The 23,809-nt window shown below is 60.0% G+C and carries 16 protein-coding genes and 1 pseudogene; 4 read left to right on the top strand and 13 right to left on the bottom strand.

Going from position 1 to position 23,809, the window contains the following annotated elements; all coding sequences use genetic code 11:
- Window positions 1-106 precede the first annotated feature (106 nt).
- Window positions 107-1,345, bottom strand: a complete 1,239-nt coding sequence (locus V3W40_RS27040) for an acyl-CoA dehydrogenase family protein (RefSeq protein ID WP_330216014.1) — start codon at window positions 1,343-1,345, stop codon at window positions 107-109.
- Window positions 1,346-1,613: 268 nt separating this feature from the next.
- On the opposite strand from V3W40_RS27040, the gene sfnG reads away from it, so the two are divergent.
- Entirely contained in the window at window positions 1,614-2,699 is a 1,086-nt protein-coding gene (gene sfnG / locus V3W40_RS27035) for a dimethylsulfone monooxygenase SfnG (RefSeq protein ID WP_065927859.1), read from the top strand.
- Here sfnG and V3W40_RS27030 read toward each other — a convergent pair.
- A pseudogene (locus tag V3W40_RS27030) lies at window positions 2,695-3,144 on the bottom strand (GNAT family N-acetyltransferase); the annotation flags it as partial. The gene sfnG and the pseudogene V3W40_RS27030 sit on opposite strands and share 5 nt — an antisense overlap.
- Before the next feature lie 94 nt (window positions 3,145-3,238).
- Between V3W40_RS27030 and V3W40_RS27025 the strand changes: the two are divergent.
- Window positions 3,239-4,825, top strand: a complete 1,587-nt coding sequence (locus tag V3W40_RS27025) for a RimK family protein (RefSeq protein WP_330216013.1) — start codon at window positions 3,239-3,241, stop codon at window positions 4,823-4,825.
- Window positions 4,826-5,552: 727 nt separating this feature from the next.
- Here the strand turns inward: V3W40_RS27025 and map are convergent.
- Both map and V3W40_RS27015 read right to left on the bottom strand, forming a co-directional pair.
- The gene (gene map / locus V3W40_RS27020) at window positions 5,553-6,308 is read right to left on the bottom strand and encodes a type I methionyl aminopeptidase (protein ID WP_315871785.1); all 756 of its coding nucleotides are present in this window, start codon (window positions 6,306-6,308) and stop codon (window positions 5,553-5,555) included.
- Window positions 6,308-6,508: a ParD-like family protein gene (locus V3W40_RS27015; protein WP_027606410.1), complete on the bottom strand. Its 201-nt coding sequence runs from the start codon at window positions 6,506-6,508 to the stop codon at window positions 6,308-6,310. Before V3W40_RS27015 ends, map begins: the two co-directional genes overlap by 1 nt.
- Window positions 6,509-6,757: 249 nt before the next feature.
- Here V3W40_RS27015 and ilvA point away from each other — a divergent pair, with 249 nt between their 5' ends.
- Together ilvA and V3W40_RS27005 are read left to right on the top strand one after the other, a co-directional pair.
- Entirely contained in the window at window positions 6,758-7,780 is a 1,023-nt protein-coding gene (gene ilvA, locus V3W40_RS27010; protein ID WP_330216012.1) for a threonine ammonia-lyase, biosynthetic, read from the top strand.
- Window positions 7,781-8,012: 232 nt separating this feature from the next.
- Window positions 8,013-8,282 (top strand): DUF1652 domain-containing protein, encoded by a 270-nt coding sequence (locus V3W40_RS27005; protein WP_330216011.1) that lies wholly within the window; start codon window positions 8,013-8,015, stop codon window positions 8,280-8,282.
- Between the two features lie 61 nt (window positions 8,283-8,343).
- Here V3W40_RS27005 and V3W40_RS27000 read toward each other — a convergent pair whose 3' ends face one another.
- The 9 genes from V3W40_RS27000 to V3W40_RS26960 form a co-directional block, all read right to left on the bottom strand.
- Complete coding sequence (locus V3W40_RS27000; protein WP_027606408.1) at window positions 8,344-8,613, bottom strand: DUF2790 domain-containing protein; 270 nt, start codon at window positions 8,611-8,613, stop codon at window positions 8,344-8,346.
- Between the two features lie 84 nt (window positions 8,614-8,697).
- Window positions 8,698-9,636, bottom strand: a complete 939-nt coding sequence (locus V3W40_RS26995; protein ID WP_330216010.1) for a carbohydrate kinase family protein — start codon at window positions 9,634-9,636, stop codon at window positions 8,698-8,700.
- 12 nt (window positions 9,637-9,648) lie between these two features.
- Window positions 9,649-11,130, bottom strand: a complete 1,482-nt coding sequence (xylB, locus tag V3W40_RS26990; protein ID WP_065927854.1) for a xylulokinase — start codon at window positions 11,128-11,130, stop codon at window positions 9,649-9,651.
- 189 nt (window positions 11,131-11,319) lie between these two features.
- Window positions 11,320-12,801: a mannitol dehydrogenase family protein gene (locus tag V3W40_RS26985; protein ID WP_065948642.1), complete on the bottom strand. Its 1,482-nt coding sequence runs from the start codon at window positions 12,799-12,801 to the stop codon at window positions 11,320-11,322.
- 18 nt (window positions 12,802-12,819) lie between these two features.
- Window positions 12,820-13,923 (bottom strand): ABC transporter ATP-binding protein, encoded by a 1,104-nt coding sequence (locus V3W40_RS26980; RefSeq protein ID WP_065948641.1) that lies wholly within the window; start codon window positions 13,921-13,923, stop codon window positions 12,820-12,822.
- 37 nt (window positions 13,924-13,960) lie between these two features.
- Window positions 13,961-14,791 carry a carbohydrate ABC transporter permease gene (locus V3W40_RS26975; RefSeq protein WP_027606403.1) on the bottom strand — a complete coding sequence of 277 codons (831 nt, stop codon included), beginning with the start codon at window positions 14,789-14,791 and terminating at the stop codon, window positions 13,961-13,963.
- A gap of 10 nt (window positions 14,792-14,801) precedes the next feature.
- Window positions 14,802-15,692 (bottom strand): carbohydrate ABC transporter permease, encoded by an 891-nt coding sequence (locus V3W40_RS26970; RefSeq protein WP_051429369.1) that lies wholly within the window; start codon window positions 15,690-15,692, stop codon window positions 14,802-14,804.
- Window positions 15,693-15,826: 134 nt separating this feature from the next.
- Entirely contained in the window at window positions 15,827-17,137 is a 1,311-nt protein-coding gene (locus V3W40_RS26965) for an ABC transporter substrate-binding protein (protein WP_330216009.1), read from the bottom strand.
- Between the two features lie 274 nt (window positions 17,138-17,411).
- A complete protein-coding gene (locus tag V3W40_RS26960) occupies window positions 17,412-23,804 on the bottom strand; it encodes a hypothetical protein (RefSeq protein WP_330216008.1) in 6,393 nt (2,130 codons plus the stop codon).
- Window positions 23,805-23,809: the final 5 nt, after the last annotated feature.

Genomic DNA, 23,809 nt, shown 5'->3' with positions numbered 1-23,809 from the left:
GGGGGCTTGCTCCCGATAGCGGTGGATCAGTCAACTGATGAGGCGACTGACAAACCGCCATCGGGAGCAAGCCCCCTCCCACATTTTGACTGTGACCAACCTTGATTCAGGCTTTCGCCGGGCCATTACCGATCTGCCACACAAACGGCGGCTCGGTGCCATTGATCACCCAGTCCCCCACGATCCGCGCCTTGTAGATCACCGGGTTGTGCGACGACACGGTCCGCGCATTGCGCCAATGGCGGTCGAGGGACTTGCCCTGGCGCACATCCGAGGCCCCCAGTGCGTTGAACAACTCACTGGTGGCGCGCTGGATCAGTTCCGACACCACCACTTGCGCGGTGGCTGACTCGATTTCGGCTGCGACGTTGGCTTCGCGCTCGGCGACTTCATCCCCACCGAAGCGCGCCAGGTACGCCCGCTGCGCCGGCAGGGCGGCTTTAAGCGCGCTGGCTTCGGCGGCGTAGACCAACGCGGCGACTTCGCCCACCACCTGCTGGATCTGGGCATCCTGGCTGACGTGCTGGGCATTGCCATGGCTGTAGATGCGCTTGCGGCTGCGCACCTGGTGGGCCACATCGCGCAATGCGGCACGGCCGATACCGGCGAGGCTGGCCAGCAGGACAAGTTGGTAGAACGCGGTCTGGTATTTGAAGCGGGTCGCGAAGTCGATGACGTTTTCCGCCTCCACCACCGCATCGGTAAAGCGCGAAGTGCCGCTGCCCGTGGTGCGCTGGCCAAAGCCGTCCCAGTCATCGCTGTGTTCCACGCCGGGCTGGCGCGCGCGGGTGGCGGCGATCACATCGCCGCCGGTGTCGCTGCGCTGGGCGTACACGTCGATCCAGTCGGAGAAAATACTGCCGGTGCTGTAGAACTTTTTACCGTTGAGTTTCCACTGCTCGCCGTCCGGGCTGACCTTGGTGACAACGTCGCCAATGGCCACGGTGCCGATTTCGGTCCAGGCGCAGCCGACGATGTCGCCGTCGACAAAGCGTTTGAACCACAGATCGCGGCCGGCACTGGGCGGCGCATTCAGGCGGTCTTCGGCAAAGGCGAAATGCCCGCGCAGGGCCTGGGGCACGTTGGAGTCGGCCTCGGCCAGTTCGATCAGCAGTTCGAACAACTGCGGCAGCGAAGCACCGCCACCGCCATATTCCACCGGCACCCGCACCGCGCCGAAGCCGGCTTCCTTGAGCCACTGGATCGGCTCGTGGGGCAGGGCGCGGGTTTGTTCGCGCTCCACTGCGCCAGCGGCGATGCGCTGGAAAATCGGGCGAAAGCGCGCCGCCAGCGTGGGGTAGTCGACGCCGACAGACAACGGGTTGATAACGTGGTGTTCGGTCATGAGCAGGGCTCCGGGGCAGTGATCGGTGCAGGGAGTGATTGCACAGTCCGTGCCGGGTGCCAGGGCCAATGTTTACGGGGGGATGCATGCTGTCTACTGTTGCCCTGGCAACAGCAAATCGACAAACCGTCGCAATCCCTGACATCGGCATTCAACGCCTCCCAGCCCTGAATACATGTCGCACCCCTTGTGGCGCGGGCGTTTGCCTCCGCCTGGCACGCTTGCTGCTCCACACCTCGGTACATTCCTTTATGCGAGGTACCGTTCGATGAGTCAGCAAGCCGTGAAATTTGCCTATTGGGTGCCCAACGTCAGCGGTGGGCTGGTGGTCAGCAAGATCGAACAACGCACCCACTGGGGCATCGACTACAACCGCAAACTGGCGCAATTGGCCGAGGAAGCCGGCTTCGAATACGGCCTGACCCAGATCCGCTTCACCGCCGGCTACGGCGCGGAAAACCAGCATGAGTCCGTGGCGTTCAGCCATGCCTTGCTGGCCGCGACCACCAAGCTCAAGGTTATCGCCGCGATCCTGCCCGGCCCGTGGCAACCGGCGCTGGCGGCCAAGCAACTGGCGACCATCGACCAGCTCACCAATGGCCGCATTGCGGTGAACATCGTCAGTGGCTGGTTCAAGGGCGAGTTCCAGGCCATCGGCGAACACTGGCTGGAGCACGACGAGCGCTATCGCCGTTCCGAAGAATTCATCCGCGCCCTCAAAGGCATCTGGACCCAGGACGACTTTACTTTCAAGGGCGACTTCTACCGTTTCAACAACTACACCCTCAAGCCCAAGCCCCTGGGCCAGCCGGAAGTGTTCCAGGGCGGCAGTTCGCGAGCCGCGCGAGACATGGCGGCGCGCGTGTCGGACTGGTACTTCACCAACGGCAACACCCCGGAAGGCATCAAGGCCCAGGTCGATGACATTCGCGCCAAGGCTGCCGCGAACAACCATTCGGTCAAGGTCGGCGTGAATGCGTTCATCATCGCCCGCGACACCGAGGAAGAAGCCCGCGCCGTGCTCGCAGAGATCATCGACAAGGCCGACCCGGAGGCCGTGAACGCCTTTGGCGACGCGGCCAGGCAGGCCGGCAAGGCATCACCCGAAGGCGAGGGCAACTGGGCCAAGTCCAGCTTTGAAGACCTGGTGCAGTACAACGATGGCTTCAAGACCAACCTGATCGGCACCCCGCAGCAGATTGCCGAGCGCATCGTCGCGCTCAAGGCGGTGGGCGTGGACCTGGTGCTGGCGGGCTTCCTGCACTTCCAGGAAGAAGTGGAGTACTTCGGCAAGCGCGTGTTGCCGCTGGTGCGCGAGCTGGAAGCCAAGGCCGGGATCAAGCAGGTGGCCTGACCAAGGTTTTCTCCAGGCGCAGGGCCGGGGTGTGGTCTGCGTAGTAGTCGTTGACCTGGGCGAAACGCCGGTAGCCGTTGCGTTCATACAGCGCCAGGGCGCGGGGGTTGTCGGTGCGTACCTCCAGGCGCAGGTGGGTGCAACCGTGCGTCACCGCGCAGGCCTCGACATGGCTGAGCAACTGCTTGCCCAGCCCGAGGCTGCGTGCGTGCTCGGCAATGGCGATGGAATACAGGCGCGCGAACACGCTGCCACGACGAAACAGCACCAGCGCATAACCGAGCAACTGCCCGTCCTGTTCCGCCACCAGCAACTGGCCGTGGGCGCGGCTGATCATCCAGTGAAAACTGCGCGATGAGAGCCGGTCGGTGGTGAAACACGGGTGCTCCAATGCGACTAATGCCGGTATATCGCCGGGTAATGCAATGCGAGAGAAAAGAGCCATATAACCGCCGTAAAAGTTGCGTAACGAAACGGGACTTCCCTAAAAGATCGTGCTTAATAGAAAAGGTCGAGTTCTCTAAAGCGGATCAAATATTATGTCGGCGGTACAAGGTCATTGGCGTGAAGTATCCGAGCAAATCGTCGCGGCGACAATAACATCGAAGGGCTTTTTTTCTGCGCCGCCTCGAAGTAACAGTCAAGTGGTGATCATTGTTGAACGCAAGGAAGATTGGGCCTCCTACTTTCCCAGCGAAGACATCGTCACCGCCCAGGAGTACCTGGAACAAACCCGGCAGAACGAGTCAGGCAAGCGGGTGCAAGTGATCAACCTGTGCCGCAGCTACAAGTACCTGGGGCATGGATACTACTGCTCGTTGCTGGCCGAAGCGCGCGGACACAAGGTGATTCCTTCGGTGCGCACCATCAGTGAGCTGACTAAAAAGTCGCTGTACGGCCTGGCGCTGGATGACTTGGATAAAACCCTTGATAAAGCCTTGAGTCATCACCTCTACAGTAATACCGAAGGGTTTACCCTGACACTTTACTTCGGCAGGACCAATATAGAACCGTTGCAGGAATTGGCCCGTCAGTTGTTTGAAACATTCCCATGTCCGATCTTGTTAGTTGAGTTCAGAAAACATAACGGTTGGCATATCGTAGGGGTCAAGTCCGGCGTATTGCACAAGTTGCGCGACGACCAGGAAGATCAATTCGCCCACGCCCTCGACAACTTCAGCCGCAAGATCTGGCGCCAACCCCGTTCGCGGCGCCTGGCCCGTTATGACCTGGCGATCCTGCACGATCCACAGGAGCAACTGCCACCGTCCAACACCCGTGCCTTGGAGAATTTCATCCGCGTGGGCAAGGGCCTGGGCATTGATGTGGAGCTGATCGAGCGCAAGGACTACGCGCGCCTGGCCGAATACGACGCCTTGCTGATCCGCGAGACCACCAGCGTCGACAACCATACCTACCGCTTTGCCAAAAAAGCCGAAAGCGAAGGCCTGGTGGTGATGGACGACCCGGCGTCGATCCTGCGTTGCACCAACAAGGTCTACCTTACCGACCTGCTCAACAGCCATCAGTTAGGTATGCCTGCCACCGAGATTCTCTACAAGGAACGACCGCAGGACTTCGAGCGCGTCGGCGAGCGCCTCGGGTTTCCGCTGGTGTTGAAGATTCCCGACGGGTGTTTCTCCCGTGGCGTGATCAAGGTCGAAAGCCAGGAAGCCTTGCTCAAGGCCACTGCCGAGTTGTTCGAGCATTCGGTGCTGCTGCTGGCCCAGGAATTCTTCTACACCGAGTACGACTGGCGCATCGGCGTACTCAACCGCAAGCCGATCTTTGCCTGCCAGTACTTCATGTCCAAGGGCCATTGGCAGATCTATAACCACAAGGCCATCGGCCAGGCCATCAACGGCGAATGCCGCACCCTGGCTGTCCATGAAGCGCCCAGGGCGGTGGTGGAACTGGCGGTGAAGACCGCCAACCTGATCGGCGACGGCCTCTACGGTGTGGACCTCAAGCAGTCCGGCGACAAGGTGGTGGTGATTGAGGTCAACGACAACCCCAACCTGGATGCCGGCATCGAAGACGCCTACTTGCAGGACGACCTGTACAGCCTGGTGCTGGAAGAGTTTGTGCGGCGCCTGGAGTTGAAACGCCAGGGCCAGGTCTGGTGAGTGGCTGAGTGCATGCCACAGGTGTTTAAAGTCGCGCCGCGTAGCCAACCGCGCACATCCGTAGCAACTGCCGAGCGTAAGCGAGGCTGCGTCAGGCGCGCTGCCGACTCAGGACCGAGTCGCGGCCAACGCAGCCTCGCCGGGGCTCGACAGCTGCTACGAACGCCAATCACGTCAAGGCCTCACCCCCGTAGCAGCTGCCGAGCGCAAGCGAGGCTGCGTCGGGCGCGCTGCCGACTCAGGACCGAGTCGCGGCCAACGCAGCCTCGCCGGGGCTCGACAGCTGCTACGAACGCCAATCACGTCAAGGCCTCCCCCCCGTAGCAGCTGCCGAGCGCAAGCGAGGCTGCGTCAGGCGCGCTGCCGATTCAGGACCGAGTCGCGGCCGACGCAGCCTCGCCAAGGCTCGACAGCTGCTACGAACGCCAATCACCTCACGGCCCCACCCCCGTAGCAGCTGCCGAGCGCAAGCGAGGCTGCGTCAGGCGCGCTGCCGATTCAGGACCGAGTCGCGGCCGACGCAGCCTCGCCAAGGCTCGACAGCTGCTACGAACGCCAATCACCTCACGGCCCCACCCCCGTAGCAGCTGCCGAGCGCAAGCGAGGCTGCGTCAGGCGCGCTGCCGATTCAGGATCGAGTCGCGGCCAACGCAGCCTCGCCGGGGCTCCACAGCTGCTACGGATGTGCGCGGTGTTGCATAAGGCGATATCTACGGCGGTGGGTGAATCAAGGGCGGGTTTGCAGGGTAAGGACTTCAAAGCCATCCGCCGTCACTGCCACCGTATGTTCCCACTGCGCCGACAGGCTGTTGTCCTTGGTCACCACCGTCCAGCCGTCTTTCAGGCTGCGCACCTTGGCGCCGCCCTGGTTGAGCATCGGTTCGATGGTGAACACCATGCCTTCACGCAGTTCCAGCCCGGTGCCAGGGCGGCCGAAGTGCAGGATCTGCGGCTCTTCATGCATCTGCTTGCCGATGCCATGGCCGCAGTATTCACGCACCACGCTGTAGCCATTGGCCTGTGCATGGCTCTGGATCGCATGGCCGATATCCCCCAGGCGTGCGCCGGGCTTGACCTGGCGGATCCCGGCCCACATGGCCTCGAATGTCATATCCACCAGGCGCCGCGCCTTGGGCGCGACGGTGCCGATCATGTACATCTTGCTGGAGTCGGCGATAAAGCCGCCTTTTTCCAGGGTGATGTCGATGTTGACGATGTCGCCGTCCTTGAGGATTTCCTTGGCGCTGGGCATGCCATGGCACACCACCTCGTTGATCGAGGTGTTGATGGAGAAGGGGTAGTCGTATTGCCCGAGGCTGGCAGGGCGGGCTTTCAATTCGTTGCGGATAAAGGCTTCGACGGCGCTGTCCAGTTCCAGGGTGGAACGGCCGGCGGCGACAAACCCGTCGAGCATGTCGAACACTTGGGCCAGCAGGCGTCCGGACTCGCGCATCACAGCCAGTTGGGCGGCGGTCTTGATCATCAGCTGCGCCCCCGGATCAGGTCGGGCTTGTCCAGCAACAGTTTGTTGATCAGCTCGTGGTAGGGCAGGCTGGGATTGAGTTCGGCGAGCAGGCCGACCTTGATCCAGAACTCGGCCTGGGCGTTGATGGAACGGTCCATGGCCGCACTGGCCAGGCGCAGTTGTTCGTGCAGTTGGTCGCTGATCTTGACGATGCCCATGAGGTTCACTGTAGTGGTTGGATATACGAATCGTATATGTTTCGTATGTCGTCAGTAAACATGATGTTGACTTGATCCGGATGGCCGGTTAATTTCCAGGCATGACCTACCCAGCCTTCCGCAGCCAGCCAAGCATTATTACCGCCATTCCTCATTTGGCGGGATAGCACACGGCTGCACCCCAACCCGCCTTAGAGGCGGGTTTTGTTTGTTCCGTCTCCAGGGCCTTTAAAAACCAGGAGACACCCCATGAGCACGTGCCCCGCCCCGTCTACCGCTGATACGGCATTGCTTGAACACTATGTGAAAAAGATCCTCGCCGCGCCGGTCTATGACCTCGCGGTGCGTACGCCCCTGCAAGCCGCACCGGCACTCTCGGCAATGCTCGGCAACCAGGTGCTGCTCAAGCGCGAAGACCTGCAACCAACCTTTTCCTTCAAGATTCGCGGCGCCTACAACAAGCTGGTGCAGCTTACCGGCGCGCAGAAAGCGCGCGGTGTGGTAACGGCGTCGGCGGGTAACCATGCGCAAGGGGTGGCGCTGGCGGCGAAGACGCTGGGGCTTCAGGCGCGGATCGTGATGCCGTGCAGCACGCCGGAATTGAAGGTGCTGGGCGTGCGCTCCCGGGGCGCCGAAGCGGTGCTGCACGGCGAAAGCTTTCCGTTTGCCCTGGCCCATGCGTTGCAGCTGGCCGAGATGTCCGGCTGCACCTTCGTTTCGCCCTTCGATGACCCGGAGGTGATCGCCGGCCAGGGCACGGTGGCCATGGAAATCCTGCGCCAGCAACAAGGTCCGTTGGACGCGATCTTCGTGCCCGTGGGCGGCGGTGGCCTGATCGCCGGCATTGCGGCCTACGTCAAATACCTGCGGCCCGAGGTGCGCATCATCGGGGTCGAACCCGAAGGCTCCAGTTGCCTGCTCGCCGCACTGCGGGCCGGGGAGCGGGTGGTGTTGCCGAGTGTCGACGGGTTCGCCGATGGCACCGCGGTCGCGCAGATCGGCGCCTATGGCTTTGAGATCTGCCGCGATTGGGTCGACGAAGTGATCACCGTCAGCAATGACGAACTGTGCAGCGCGATGAAGTTGATCTATGACGATACACGTTCCATCACCGAACCTTCCGGTGCGCTGGCGGTGGCGGGGGTTCGCAAGTACGTGGCCAGTCGTGGGGTGAGTGGACAGACCTTGGTCGCGGTTAACTCAGGTGCAAATATCAACTTTGATAGTTTGCGATATGTTGCTGAAAGAGTGGCGGCACAAGCTGCGGTTTAATTCGAAGCGTGGGGTTAAACGATTAATCGAAGCGGTTCGACGATGATTTAACTGGGGTGACCTAAGCTATATAAATTCCTACATTGCTTATGAAGAAAAGTTACAACAAAAACGGAATTTGCCGAGTAGGCTGGTAAAGGTAAGCGTCTTCCAGGGCTGGCGAGACGTGGCAGGCACGGGCCTGCAGACCTATAACAATCGATTGGCAGTCTCAAAAAAGGAGAGGTTGGCCATGCTTTCGGAATTAGAACTTCGCAGCATTATTGAAGGAAGTTTCCTGCCTAAACGGTGCGAATGCACCAAAGCCGAAGATGCTTCGCTGACGATCAAGGTCTATGACGACCGCGACCGTGACCGGGTGGATTTGGAGGTCAAAGGTATCAATGCTGACAAACTCGACAGCAGTCGAGCTATTTGCAGCCTCATTACCGGGTTGCGTGAAGACCTCAAGCACAGCCATGCACCTGTCCAGCAGCGGGCTGGAGGGCGCGGTTACTACTGATCGTTGGTTATGAACGGTGGGCCTGGTAAATGCCAGGCCCAATGCTGTGTATGTTTGCCCATCAATTCTGGAAATCGCAGGCTTCGGACATCTTCCGGTAGCTCACGTCTTCCACTTTGCCCGCCTTGTCCAGGAACTTGATATCCGCATCAATGACTTTACAGTCGCCGGTTGGGGTTTCGTTCATGGCCAGGACCTTGGCAATGTTCATCGGCATGCCGTAATGATAAGGCACGGGGTTGACCGCCTGGGTTTGATCGTCAGCCTGGGCCAGGCCCGACACTGCCGCCAGCGCCAGGGCGCCGCCGAGCATTAAGGTGTGCAGTTTCATGGTGGTGCTCCGCAAGTGAGTGGAATTTCACTCTCGACTTGCGGGATTAACCATCGATTAATTTTGCCCTGGCTGACAAAACCTTCATCCAAGCTGCTGGCGATACGGCAGGTCCGGCCCGGTCTTGCCGCACGTCAGTGCCGCAGCGCGGATGGCAAAACCGAGCATGGCGTCGATCTGCACGCGGGTCAGTTGTTGCAGGCCTTGCACCGAGTCCAGCTGGTGCTCGGTCAGCCAGGCAATCAACGCGGCCTGGAAGGTATCCCCGGCACCCACGGTATCCGCCATCACCACGCGCTGTGCCGGTTGCGACCAGGTGCCATGCTGACGGCTGAACACACTGGCGCCATCGCCGCCACGGGTGAGGAACACCAGATGGCAACGGTGTTGCAGCCAGCCCTGCAGCACGCTTTCCGGCGACTGGCCGGGGTAGAGCAGGTGCAGGTCTTCGTCGCTGACCTTGATCAGGTCGGCATGCTTGGCCAACTCGGCGACGCGGTCGCGCCACAGTTGGATATCCGGCTGCGGATTAAGGCGCACGTTGGGGTCGAGGCTGATCAGGCGCTTGCCGCTTTCGCGCTTGACCAGGCTCAGCAGGGTGTCGCCGATCGGTTGCACCACCAGGGAGAACGAACCGATATGCAGCCCGCGCACCTCATCGCCGAGGACCGGCAAATGCGCGACTTCCAGCAGTCGGTCGGCGCAGCCTTCACCACGGAAGTTGTACTGCGGTGAGCCATCGGCGCCCACGGCGACCATCGACAAGGTGGTCGGCGCGGCGAACTCCACCAGGAACCGCTCGCTGACGCCTTCATCCTTGAGCACCTGCAACAGGCGCCGTCCGAGGAAGTCGCTGGACAGGCCGCCGAACAACCCGGCCTCAATGCCCAGGCGGCGCAAACCCACCGCGACGTTGAACGGTGAACCACCGGCAATCGCCTTGTAAGTGACCTTGGAGGCCTGCCCGCTGGCATCTTCCTCGCTGAAAAAATCAAACAGCGCTTCACCACACACCAGATACATAGTCGTTCGCTCTTAAAGGGTTGCCACGTGCTGTTGATAGCGTTCGTAAGCCAGTTGATAGGCGCCGACATTGGCCGCCACCGGCAGGGTACGGCTGGCCGGGTCGACGCTCACGCATTTGTCGCACAGGCTGGCCAGGGACTCTCCGGACTGGCTCCACGCCGCCTGGATCGCCGCGCCCAGGGCGGCGGCTTCGCTTTGTTCGGTGCAGATCACTTCGGTGTTCATGATATCGGCGACCATCTGCCGCCACACCGGGCTTTTCGAGCCGCCGCCGATCAGGCGGATGCTCTGGCTTTGCAGGCCGGTGTGGCGTAGCAGATCGAGGCCGTAGCGCAGGCCGAAGGTGGTGCCTTCGACCACCGCGCGGCACAGGTTGGCACGGGTCAGGTTGGTCATGGTCAGCCCATGCAGGCTGCCGGTGGCGTGGGGCAGGGCGGGTACGCGTTCGCCATTGAGGAACGGCAGCATGCTGACGCCATCGGCGCCAATCGGGGCTTGCTCGACCAGTGCGTTGAAGGCGTTGAGGTCCAGCTCGAACAACTCGCGAATCACCCCGGTAGCGTTGGTCAGGTTCATGGTGCAGATCAACGGCAGCCAGCCGCCGCTGGACGAGCAGAAGGTTGCGACCGACGCCTGCGGGCTGACATTGGGCTGGTCGGCGAAGGCATACACGGTGCCGGACGAGCCCAGGCTCATGGTGATCACGCCGGGGGCGATATTGCCCGTGCCGATGGCACCCATCATGTTGTCGCCGCCGCCGCTGGACACCCTGGCATTGGGGTTGATGCCCAGGCGTTCGGCGATGGCCGGCAGGATCGTGCCTACGCTTTGATCGGCTTCGATCAATGTCGGCAGCGCAGCTTCGAGACGGCCGCTGGGGTCGATGTGCTTGAGCAGCGCCATATCCCAGGCGCGGGTGCGCACGTTGAAGTAACCGGTGCCCGAGGCATCGCCGTATTCCGCGACCGCGCGGCCGGTGAGCCAGTAGTTGAGGTAGTCGTGGGGCAGCAGCACATGGGCGATGCGCGCGAACACATCCGGGTGCTGCTCGCGGGTCCACAGCAGTTTCGACACGGTGTAGCCCGGCGCAATCGCCACGCCCAGGCGTTCCAGCGAGCCGCCTTCGCCGCCCAGGTAGGCCAGCAGGCGCTCGTTCTCCAGCGCGGTTTCGGTGTCGCACCACAGCTTGGCCGGGCGCAGCACCTGGCCGCTGTCATCCAGCAACACCAGGCCGTGCTGCTGGCCGGACACGCCGATGCCGAGGATGTCCTGGCCGTCCACGCCGGCCTGTTGCAAGGCGCGGTGGGTGGCTTCGGTAAAGGCGTCCAGCCATTCCTGGGTGTGCTGCTCGCGACGGCCATTGGCGCCGCTGATCAGGGTGTGCGCGGCGGCGCCCAGGCCCAGTACCTTGCCGCTGGACGCGTCGAGGACGATGGCCTTGGTGCCTTGGGTGCCGCAGTCGATGCCGAGGAACAGGTTTTGCTGGGTCATGAGGGTGTGCTCAGCGGTGTTATTTTTTTGGATTGGCAACCCGGTCCAGTGTGGGAGGGGGCTTGCTGTGGTGAGTGGGGCTTGTCCCCCGACGGGTTCACCACAGATTTGTGGGCTGCTTCGCAGCCTGGCGCGGGGCAAGCCCGCTCACCACAGCAAGCCCGCACCACAGCAAGCCCCCTCCCACATTTAAACCGGTTTCTTCAGGAGGTGCTTCAGGGTAGTGGTGACGCCGTTATCACGCAGGCTCCCATAGCACCGCTCGAACGCTGCCACAAACTCAGGCGAGTTGGGAATAGCCGTACCGAAAATCTCTTCCACTGCCAGCAACCGCTGGCTGATCAGTGCATCGTCACTCACCAGCCCCTGGCAGAACTCGGCGCGCGGATCGGGGATTGTGTAGCTCACGCCATTCTCATCCACACCCTTCAAATACAAGGCCCAGGCCGCGACGACCAGTGCTGCACGCTCGGTCTCACGGCCGTCGGCAATCAGGCGGTTGATGGTCGGCACGGTGAACTTGGGAAACTTCGACGAGCCATCCGAACACACCCGTTCCAACTGGTCGGCAATCGCCTGGTTGGAGAAGCGGTCCACCAGGGTCTGCTTGTAGTCGGTCAGGTCGATGCCCGGTACCGGCGCGAGGTTTGGCGTGACGTCGAGGTCCATGTAGGCGCGCATGTAGGCCACGAACAGCGGGTCGTTCATGGTCTCGTGCACAAACCGATAGCCCTTGAGAAAACCCAGGTAGGTCAGGGCCAGGTGGCTGCCGTTGAGCAAGCCGATCTTCATCTCTTCATAGGGTGTCACATCGTCGGTGAACTGCACGCCAACCTTTTCCCACGCCGGGCGGCCGTTGACGAATTTGTCTTCCAGTACCCACTGCACAAAGGGTTCGCAAACAACTGGCCAGGCATCGTCGATGCCGTGTTCATCGTGCAGTTGCAGGCGGTGGGCGGTGCTGGTCATCGGCGTGATGCGGTCGACCATGGCGTTCGGGAAGCTCACATGGGCCTTGATCCAGTCATGCAGCTCGGCATTGTGCAGGGCGGCGAACGCCAGCAGTGCCTTGCGCGTGACAGCGCCATTGTGGGGCAGGTTATCGCAGGACATCACGGTAAACGCCGGGATGCCGGCCGCGCGGCGCTGGGTCAATGCCGCGCAGATAAAGCCGAACACGGTTTTTGGCGACGACGGATGAGCCAGGTCGTGCTGGATCTGCGGCAAGTGGGCCATAAACTCGCCGTTGCTGTCGTCGATGCAGTAGCCGCCTTCGGTGATGGTCAGCGAGACGATGCGAATCTCGGGGCTGGCCAGTTTATCGATCAATGCCTGGGCGCTGTCTTCGGCCAGCAGCATGTCGCTGATCGAGCCGATCACGCGCACTTCGGTGTCGTCGGTGTCGCCCAGTTCGTACAGGGTGAACAGGTAGTCCTGGCCGGCCAGGTCATCGCGGGCCTTGCGGTCCTCGCTGCGCAGGCCAACGCCGCAGATGCTCCAGTCCAGGCCCTCGCCGGTATTCATCAGCGCATCGGTGTAATACGCCTGGTGCGCGCGATGGAAGCCGCCGACGCCGATATGGGCGATGCCCTGGCGTGTGTCGGCAAGCGTATAGGCTGGCAATTTCACTTCGGGCGCCAGCTGGGTGAGGTTCTGCTTATTCAGTTTCATCGATCAATACTCGCGAAATCAGGCGGCGGCGCGCAGTGGACGGGCCACAGCCACGCCGTCGGTGTCGAACAGATGGCAGTGCGCCGGGTCCAGGTGCAGGTGCAGCGTTTCGCCATACTGGCTGGCCATGTCGCCGCGAATCCGCATGGTCAGCGGCTCGCCGTTCGAGGTGATGACGTGGCAGAAGGTGTCGCTGCCCAGGCGCTCGCCGACGTCGGCGGTGACGGTCAGGGCGGTTTGCCCAGGCGCGGCAATTTCCAGGTGCTCCGGACGAATGCCCAGGGTCACCGCGCTGCCCACGCTCAGGCTGGCGCCGCTCAGCGGCAGGCTGATCAGGGTGCCGGCGTCCAGCTGCACCTCACAGCCTTGGCCGTCGACGCGGGTGACCTTGCCCTTGAGGAAGCCCATTTTCGGCGTGCCGAGAAAACCCGCCACAAACAGGTTGGCCGGCTGGTGGTACAGCTCCAGCGGCGAGCCGACCTGCTCGATACGCCCGCTGTTCAACACGACCACCTTGTCGGCCAGGGTCATGGCTTCAACCTGGTCATGGGTCACGTAGATCATGGTCGCTTGCAGCTCTTTGTGCAGGCGCGCCAGTTCCAGGCGCATCTGCACGCGCAGGGCGGCGTCGAGGTTGGACAACGGCTCGTCGAACAGGAAGATCTTCGGGTTGCGCACAATCGCCCGGCCGATCGCCACACGCTGGCGCTGGCCACCGGAGAGTTGCTTGGGCTTGCGCTCCAGCAGCGGGCCCAGTTCGAGGATGCGCGCCGCTTCGTTGACCTTGCTCTCCACCAGCTGCTTGTCGACGCCGGCCAGGTCCAGGGCAAATGACATGTTCTTGCGCACGCTCATGTGCGGGTACAGGGCATAGGTCTGGAACACCATCGCCAGGTCGCGCTTGGCCGGGGTGACTTCGGTGATGTCGCGGCCATCCAGTTCGATGGTGCCTTCGCTCACTTCTTCGAGGCCGGCGATCAGGCGCAGCAGGGTGGATTTGCCACAGCCCGAGGGGCCGACGAACACCACGAATTCCTTGTCGTTCACTTCCAGGTCGATGCCCTTGATGATCGAGAAACCTTCGAAGCCTTTTTGCAGATTCTTGATTTTCAGGTTGGCCATGGGATGGGCCTCCTTTTTGAATTTTTATAGGAAACCGTTATTTCACGGCGCCGAAGGACAAACCGCGCACCAGCTGTTTCTGGCTGATCCAGCCAAAGATCAGGATCGGCGCGCAGGCCAGGGTCGAGACGGCAGACAATTTGGCCCAGAACAAGCCTTCGGGGCTGGAGTAGGAAGCGATCAGTGCGGTCAACGGCGCTGCGTTGGACGAGGTCAGGTTCAACGACCAGAAGGCTTCGTTCCAGCACAGGATCAGCGACAGCAGCACCGTGGAGGCCAGGCCGCCCTTGGCGATCGGCAGCAGCACCCGGACCATTTCCTGCCACAGCGTGGCGCCGTCCAGGCGCGCGGCTTCGAGGATGTCCTTGGGGATGTCCTTGAAGTAGGTGTAAACCATCCAGACCACGATCGGCAGGTTGATCAGGGTGTAGATGATGATCAGCGCGATGCGCGTATCCAGCAGGCCAAAGCTCTTGGCCAGCAGGTAGATCGGCATCAGCACGCCCACCGGTGGCAGCATCTTGGTGGAGAGCATCCACAGCAGCGTGCTCTTGGTGCGTTTGGTTTCGTAGAACGCCATGGAGTAGGCGGCCGGCACCGAAATCAGCAGGCACAGGGCGGTGGCGCTGAATGAAATCAGCACCGAATTCCAGGCATAGCTGAAGTAGTTGCTGCGCTCGTTGATGTGCAGGTAGTTCTCCAGGGTCGGCGTGAAGATGAACTGCGGCGGCGTGGCGAACGCGTCGATTTCGGTCTTGAAGCTGGTCAGCACCATCCAGAAGATCGGGAAGAAAATCAGGATCGCGATGGCCCAGGCCAGGGTGCCGAGCAACAGGCTTTGCAGGCGGCGGGATTGTTGAAGCGTCATGGCGCGGCCCTCAAGGCTTGTCAGTCAGGTTTTTGCCGATCATCCGCACCAGGATGATCGCCGCGATATTGGCGATGACCACGGCGATCAAGCCGCCGGCCGAGGCCATGCCCACGTCGAACTGCACCAATGCCTGGTTGTAGATCAGGTAGGCGAGGTTGGTCGAGGCGTAGCCGGGGCCACCGTTGGTGGTGGTGAAGATTTCGGCGAATACCGAGAGCAGGAAGATCGTTTCGATCATCACCACCACGGCAATCGGGCGGGCCAGGTGGGGCAGGGTCAGGTGCCAGAAAATCGCGATGGCGCCGGCACCGTCCAGGCGTGCGGCTTCCTTTTGTTCCTGGTCGAGGGACTGCATGGCGGTCATCAGCAGCAGGATGGCGAACGGCAGCCATTGCCACGAGACAATGATGATGATCGACAGCAACGGGTAGTGCGCCAGCCAGTCCACCGGCTCGGCGCCGAAGAACTTCCACACGGCGGCGAGAATCCCCGACACCGGGTGGAAAATCAGGTTCTTCCAGATCAGCGCACCGACGGTGGGCATGATGAAGAACGGCGAAATCAACAGCACCCGGACGATGCCACGCCCGAGGAACTCACTGGCCTCCAGCAGCGCACTGATCAACACGCCGAACACCACGCTGATCAGCAGCACGCTGCCCACCAGCAACAACGTATTGGTGGCGCCGGGCAGGAAACCCGAGTCAGTGATGAAGTAGGTGAAGTTCTCCAGCCCCACGAATTGGTTCTCGCCGGGGTAGAGCAGGTTGTAGCGAATCAGCGAAAAGTACAGGGTCATGCCCAGCGGCACGATCATCCACAGCAGCAGCAGGGCGACCGAGGGCGTGACGAGGAACCAGCCGGGGTTGGCCAGGCGGTTTTTGGCGGATGTATTCATGATAGTCAAGGCCAGTCAGGTACAGGTGCGTAAAACCCCTGTAGGAGCGAGCTTGCTCGCGAAGGTATTTCAGGCGCCTTGCGGCGTCGGATGTACCTTTTTCGCGAGCAAGCTCGCTCCTACAGGATCGGGGGTTACTTGGGGTAACCCGCCCGCTTCATTTCACGCTCGGTGGTGGTCTGCGCGGCGGTCAGTGCAGCATCGACCGTTTGCTGGCCGGTCAGCGCGCCGGAGAAGAACTTGCCGACCTGGGTCCCAATCGCCTGGAACTCAGGAATGGTCACCAGCTGGATACCGATATACGGCACCGGCTTGAGGGTCGGTTTGGTCGGGTCGGCGACTTTCAGCGATTCCAGGGTCACCTTGGCGAACGGCGCGGCCTTCATGTACTCGTCGCTGTAGGTCGACTTGCGGGTACCTGGCGGCACGTTGGCAACGCCGTCGGTCTTGGCGACCAAGGCACCGTATTCCTTGGAGGTGGCCCAACTGGCGAACACCTTGGCGGCATCCTTGGCCTTGGAGCTGGTCGGGATCGCCAGGCTCCAGGAGTACAGCCACGACGTGCCCTTGTCGGTTTTTTCGTGGGGGGCAAAGGTGAAGCCCACATGGTCGGCCACTTTGCTTTGGGTCTTGTCGGTGACGAACGAGCCGGCGACGCTGGCATCGACCCAGATCGCGCACTTGCCGCTGTTGAACAGCGCCAGGTTTTCGTTGAAACCGTTGCTGGAAGCACCCGGCGGGCCGGATTTCTTCATGTTGTCGACGTAGAAGTTCAGCGCGTCCTTCCATTCGGGGCCGTTGAATTCAGGCTGCCACTTCTCATCGAACCAGCGCGCACCGTAGCCGTTGGCCAGGGTGGTGATCAGCGCCATGTTCTCGCCCCAACCGGCTTTGCCGCGCAGGCACAGGCCGTATTGCTCTTTGCTCTTGTCGGTGAGTTTGGCCGCGAATTCGCCGATCTGGCTCCAGGTCGGGTGCTCGGGCATGCTCAGCCCGGCGTCCTTGAACAGGTCGGTGCGGTAGTAGGTGATCGAGCTTTCCGCATAGAACGGCAGGGCGTACAGCGAACCCTTGACCGACAAACCGTCACGCACGGAAGGGAATACGTCGTCGAGGTCGTAGGACGCCGGCAGGTCCTTCATCGGTTCGAGCCAACCCTTGGCGCCCCAGAGTGCGGCTTCGTACATGCCGATGGTCAACACATCGAACTGCCCGCCCTGGGTGGCGATGTCAGTGGTCAGGCGTTGGCGCAGCACGTTTTCTTCCAGCACCACCCAGTTCAGCTTGATCTCCGGATGCTCGGCCTCGAAGGTTTTCGAGAGCTTCTGCATGCGGATCATGTCGCTGTTGTTGACGGTGGCAATGGTCAGGGTTTGCGCGCCAAGGCTGACGGCGCTGAGGGTCATACAGGTACAGGCAAGCAGAGCTTTTGCTGTGAACTTCATCGCGCACTCCATTTCCGCGCCCAGGGGCTACGGAAGGACAGTTATTGTTGTTGTGTCTTCCTACGGGGAGTCAGGAAGAGTGTGCGTTGATTACAGCCTTCAAACGGGGTTGTGACAAATCCTTGGGAGCACTTGGACTGATACTTTTTTGCACTCGTTAGGTAAACAGCTGAAACCATCAAGCGTGGTGTGTCGCGTATTCACGCGGCAGCAGCGAGGGGGCACCGTTGCATTGGCTTCCCTCGCTTCTTTCATCATGCTAATGGTTCAGCGGTCAAAGCGTGACGGATTCCTTGGGTGCTTTGGCGGGGCCGAAACGTACAGGTCGATAATCGACTGGAAGCGTGACATATACCGGTTTTTTCGTTGTTCCCATATTGGCCTCGACAAGAGTGCCCACGTCCTTTCTAACGGTAAAGACTCTGAATTTATTATGATAGATTTTATTCAGGTCATTTTCCGCGATCCACTCGATGTCTTCTTGCTTGAATTTCGGGTACTTTGTCCTGGCGCGCTTTAATAGCAGTTGATATTGCTCATTCAGATCTGTACCCGCCATCCATTCGGTCGTTACCGGACCTTCAAATCCCTTTACGGGGACGCCCGTTAGCTTATTCAACTCGCCAGCGAACGAACCAGTGCCGCCACTTGCGGAGAAGCAGGTCAATGTCCGGACATTGGCGTAGTCACGAATGTCTACGCCTCGATCCAGCAGCTTTTGATTAACCTCTGCGGCCGAATAGCGTGCGTCATTGTCACCGACGATTTTTATCGGATCGCCTGGGTTTTCTGGCTCAGGGGCGTGTCCGATAATATTGAGCCGGGGCTTTCCATCATAAGTATCGACAAATGTCTGGATTTCGCCATCAAGTGGCCTGACCGTTTCCATCGGGCCTCCCAGCCTGATTCGACCATACAGGGCGTCGGTGACGGCTTGCGTTGTGTCAAGGCTGATTGGTCGGGTCAGGTCTCTAACCCGGGCAATATCAAATCTGCGCTGTGCCATCGCATTGATATCAAAGACACCGACGTTATATTTTGGTCCCGTGAATGCGTTGCCAAAATGGTTGAGTCCTTTGCCGACTTTGCCACTGTTCAGTGTTTTTTCCAGCCCGGCTTTCATTGATGTTTCTGAATTGAATGTCGCCAAACCATAGTTGGGATCGTAATAAAACCAGCTTTTTTTGCTGGCGTCGGCGGGGTCGACCCTAACCCCCGCGAGCATGCCATGATCTTTCGCGCCGATCAGCAAGGTCTTCGAAGTCTCGGCGTTACCCAGTGTTGTGCCAATATCCTTGTAGGGCGTGAGGACGCCTGAGGTCCCGGTTTGAAAGGTGCTTTGTCTGTCTACGTTAGCTTGCAACGCTGACAGCTCTGAGATGAATTTTGAACCGCCAGCGGACTTCGGGTTGGCCATGGCCATATGCACGTTATCGATCAACGTGTTTTCGGTGCCCTCCGAGAGCGCGAGCGCCATCGTATTGGACAGGGCAGCACATTCACCGTCTGAGCCTGGTTGTGTCAGGGCAAGATAATAGCCTTGGGACATTCCACGACTGGTTCCGCCCGCACCCTCTACTTCTCGATTGAACGTCTCAATGTTGATGCGGGAATCGGCAATGATGAGTCTTTCCCGTTGCCGAACCAGGCTTCCCACTTGTTGGGCGCTTAGCGGGGTGTCTGCAATCAGTTGTCTGATTCGGTCTTTGCCCATGTCGCTGCGGTAGCCCGGTATAGTTTCCGGTTTCAAGCTGTTGTAGCCGGCTTTAAAGGCTTGCTCATCTCTTAGCTGCGAGTTCACGACGTTCATCTCGAATCTGGCGGGCATGTCCGGATCGGGTTCGGCATTGGAAAAAAAGTCAAACAGGCCATTGACGTTGCGTTGGTTACTTTCGGGTACGAACCCTTTTAGCGCAGGCCCATCAGCCGCCATTGTCTTGGGGTTATAGGCATACCACTCGCCGTCCTGGAAAATGGCCGTGAGTTTGACAAGTGCAGAGGTATCGCCGTTTCTCACCGTGCCATCAACCATGTCCGCAGTCGGGACAAACGCCTCTCCAATTGGCTTTGTATATTGGCCGCCCTGCATTTGGCTCACTGAGCTGAACGCCTTCTCGGCGCCGGTGGTAGTCAGGTCTTGGAGCACAATGCTTTCTGTTTCCTCGATCCCAAACCTTTCGACGAATTTCGCCGAGGCCTTGGCCGCCGCCCAGGCCGCGCCGGATTTGGCCACATTGCAGAGTTTGCCGACGCCCTCGGTAAATACGTAGATCGCGATATCAACGCCCAGGTCTTTTACCGCCTCCGCATATTCACCGTGGTAGATGTCCACGAGGCTCGAGCCTCCCGGTAAGAAGCGCAAACCTTTTTGGAAGTAGTCACTGAGCTCCAAACCGTTTTCAACAGCGTTGTTCAGCCCACGTTGCGTAGCGAGTGCAGCCGCCTTGTTCAAGTACACACTGTCAACCAGCACCTCGGCGAGGTGCTGTATTCTTGTTCCGTCATAGCTGGAAAGGTCAGTTTTGTCGTTCTCCGCATATAAGGGCCGCCTGCCGTGTGCAAAGTGATCCGGGTCGACGAGGCTGTTTTGATCAAGGCGTGTTATGAGGACCTTGGATTTGATATCCGGTTTTGGCTCGGCGTTGGTTTTAAACGCGGCTGTGTCGACGGTTTCTTCGGTGGTTTGGCCGTAAGGTGCTCTCTGTTCGATATTGGGGACCGGCACTATTTTTCCATAGGCTGGATAGATCGCGAACGTTCTGGACTGCTCCTTATGGGTGAACTGCATCAGGATGCCACTACCGGTGCCTTTCACTTGCAGGATTGTCGCAGAGCCATTGTTGACGATGTCTCGGTCCGCCAGCGGTAGCTGGCTGAACATGTTTTTGAACAGGGAAATGGTGTGGGTCCTGCGTAGGGCGAAGTCTTCTTCAAATGCCTGATTGAATTTCGCGTTGATGTCAGGCAACTCGGAGGCGCGCGCGCGAAGTGCATCGAAGTCGGGCCCCCTCGTTGACTCCCAGCGCCAACTTTCACCCAGGCGGCCAGCTTCATAGACGTCGACAATACTTGCCCGAGTATTGGAAAACATTCCAAACGGGCCAACCATTTCAGTGAGGTACGGACGCTCATAGTGGGTATCGGTACCCCATTTTTCCCTCAGCTCTGACAGGGCCATTTCCCTTCTGCTTGGTGGGTTGAAATTACTCAAGTAGTGCCTGGCACTGGAGATGTCATCATTTTGTTTTTTGAGCTTCTCCTGGCTGCTGGCGAGCTGTTCAAGGGTGTATTCGTCCTTGTCATTTCTCACGATATGGCCATTCACGATGGCCCAATCCAACACCGGGTTCATCTGGGCGACAGAGTGCAGTTGGGATTCACGTTCGGAAATGGGGCTGATCCGGTGAAGGTTCATGACTTGCCCGAAGGTCATACCCGAGGCGGCACCGGGAGCATTCAGTTCGATCCGATTGACGGCGGTCATAAAGCTGACCCAATCGGTCGAGCCCAGCGTCACGGTCGATGGCACATCGTTAACCAGCAGATGGGGCGCAGCGCCCGTCATCAACAGGTGCGCGGCTACTGGCGCAAGGTTTGCCGGAATTTTTCGATTTGTGGTCAAGTGGTTGTTGAACAGCTCACGAATCTTGTCCGTGCCCAACCCCCAATTATCCTTATGCATCAGATCAAAGCCTGCGAGGCTATTGCGTGAGGTGCCGGCCTCGGGATCAAGCTCCAGTACCAAAGCGGTCAGCAGCCACTGCTTGAGACTGGTCGAAGTGACTGCACCTTTCATCTCGGTTTGCAGATTCGTGGCCAGTTCCAGGGCGCTGTCACTGGACAGCAGTTGGTCCAGTGCTTGTGCAGGGCTGCTGCTGAGCTTGGGCACTTGGGCACTCAGGTGGCTCAGGAGGTTGGGATGGGGGCTGATGGCTTGTTTTACGAAGGTACTCACGGCCTCGCGTTGGGCCTTGCTCAGCGGGAGGGCCGAGGCCAGAAACCCATAGTTATTACCCAGTGTCGGCGCTTGCGGCAGGGGAGTCTGCAGAGCCTGTAACAGGTTGTCGACCCGCGCTGCCGACTTCGCCTCGTACCAGCCCTGATCCGTGAGGAATTTCTGCACGGTCGTCACGCCTTTAGGGCGGTGGGATGAGCCCGGATCGACAATGAAACGGGTGGTGTCGTCGTTGTCGATATTGCCGTGCTTGAGCTGACTGATCAGTGCATAGCGATCATTGCTATCCCCCAATGCGGTTTTTTGCTGGTTCAGCCAATTCACCATTTGTTCCGGGTGGTCCGGGTTCCTTGGGAACTTCTTCATGCTTTCCAGCTGCGTCATGCTGCGTTCGAATGCCTGGCTGCGGGGGTGCGTAGTGATGCCATAAAAACGGCCTACCCATTCCAGCGGTGCGTTAGTGGTGCTGGCGTCAGACAGCGTGATCGGCCTTCCAGGCGTCGCAAATACCCTGGCGGCGTTGAGCACCGGCGCCAGCACGTCGAAATGCTCGGGGTAGTTTTTCGCAAAATCGGCGGCGCTGAAGCGCTGGTCAACGCCGTTGACTTTGCCGATCAGCGCCTCGCGATTGGGGTCAAAGCGCAAGGAGGTCAAATCAACCTTGTGTTTCTCCGCCCACTCGATGAAACCGCGCGCCTTGATGGCTTTGTCCAGGTAGCTGCGCCATTGGCCGAACAGGCTGGCGGCCGGGATCGGTCCGATCATCTTCATCGAGGCTTGGGTCGGGTTGTTTTTCACCTCGCGCATTGCGCGATGCGTAGCGGCGGCCAGTGCGCTTTCGGCGCTGGCCAGGGCGTCTTGCGGGGACCGTGCGCCGCCCACTGTCGCGCTGGAGCTGGGCTCGACAGCCGCCGCCAGGGTTTCAAGTTTAGAGAGGGACGCGGGCGTGTCGGCACACTGTTGCCTGATGGCGTATTGGCGCTCACGTACACCTTTAGAGGAGTTGTCGCCCGTGCTGGGGTCAATGAGTGCCTTGAAGCCATTGTTACGGGTCATCTCGGTACTTCGATCAAGCAGCGATATCAGCGCGCGTTGACGCCAGTTGGCTTGTTGGCCGTTTTGTTGGCGAGGGATCTCTTCGTTGTAAAAACTCATGACCTCATACAGTGATGCAGAGGGTGGGGAGGGGTATCGAACAGGTTGCTCCGCTCCAGCCGCCATCTGCCGGACTGCATCTGCAATTTCTGCCCAGACAACACCCCAGCCCGAAAGATCGTTCGGGACAAAGGGGGTATCCTTGCCATTTACCTTGCCTGTCAGCTCTCCGGTGACGGGGTGGATACGAACGCTGCCGGGCTCAACGTTGTGCTCTTGTGCAAAGGTTGTAAAGGCACTGCCGGTCAGCCCATCCAGAAGGTTTTTGCGCACCTGGTTGAAGGTCGAATACTCCGGAATCTCTTTGAGCACCGGCGGGAATGCTTCGCCTTCGACTCGGGCTTGAGGGGCGAGCCTCATCACGGCCTGGCTGCACTGCTGCGCCAGGGTTCGATCGGCGTCCTGGACCTTTCGTGCCGCAGTTGAAGATGTGAACCTATCAAGGCGTTGCATCAACTGATCCGGCGGTAAATTCATAAGCCGCTGACTGGCTTCGTTTTGTCGCTGTTTGACCGGGGCGTAAACGGTCGCGTAGTGCGGATCGGTGCTGCTGAAGGCGGGGAAGGTACCCTCGCGCAGCAATTGTCCGATGCTGAACAGCGTGTCGTCGCTACGTATGCCGCCCAGTTGCAGGCCGTAAAACGAGGCTATGTTGTAAGCCGATGCGTGTTCCCTATCGCGAAACATGACAACGCCTTGTTTCCCCGCGAGGACTTTTCTGGCTGCGCTCATCACTTGGGCCGACGCCGCTGCCCAGTCCGCGTCCCGATGCAGGTAGAGGTTGACCGGCACGTTGTCGCGCATTTCGGTCAGTTGTCCCCTGGAGTTGATCGTCAATCCAGAAACATCGATCTTCCTGGCTTCGGCAAACGATTTGAACGGTTCCGAGTACAGCGCATCGGCCAGTTCGGCCCAGGCTTGGCCGAAGGTTGAGTCGGCCGGGATGATCACCTTGTCCTCGGCATCGCTGGAGTGACCTTTCTCGACGGCAAGCCGTTGGCGCATCAAGCTATTGGCCACACCTATGGCCAACTGCCGGTCACCGCTGTCGATCAAGGCATCGGTGAATTGGCGAACCGCCGCATTGCGCGTAGCGGAAGCCGGTTCAGGGGCTTGCAGATCTCGGCGTAAGCGCAACGGGGCAGGGCGAGTGTTCGAAGTGTGGGAGGCCGAACTGTCGAGTATTTCCTGAAGAAGTTGAGCGTAGGTTTTTTGCGCGTCGAGGGCGCTTGGCTGGTTCAGGTGTTGCTCCACCTGATTGCGCAGCGCTGTGTCCGTCAGTGGCTCATGACTGCTTTTAATCAACTGGCTGATGCGCTCGGCTACGCTGGGGTATTCCTTTGTCACGGCGAATCTGAGCAATTGCTCGATACGTTTGTGGGCTGGCGCCAGTCCATCACTCGATTGCGCGGATGCAGGGAACGTTTGAATGTTCTTCAGGCGCTTATGAAAAAACTCAATGACTTGAGAGGTTACTGAACCCGCGGTTGTCTTGGGCCGACTCGACTCGTTTGTAGCCGTGGCGCTGACAATATGTGACGGACGAATGCTGATCATGGGGC

The sequence above is a fragment of the Pseudomonas sp. AM8 genome, from assembly GCF_036346475.1.
GTDB classification, from domain to species: domain Bacteria; phylum Pseudomonadota; class Gammaproteobacteria; order Pseudomonadales; family Pseudomonadaceae; genus Aquipseudomonas; species Aquipseudomonas marginalis.
Note: the sequence above shows the minus strand (reverse complement) of the source record. Positions and strands in the feature narration are given on the sequence as shown.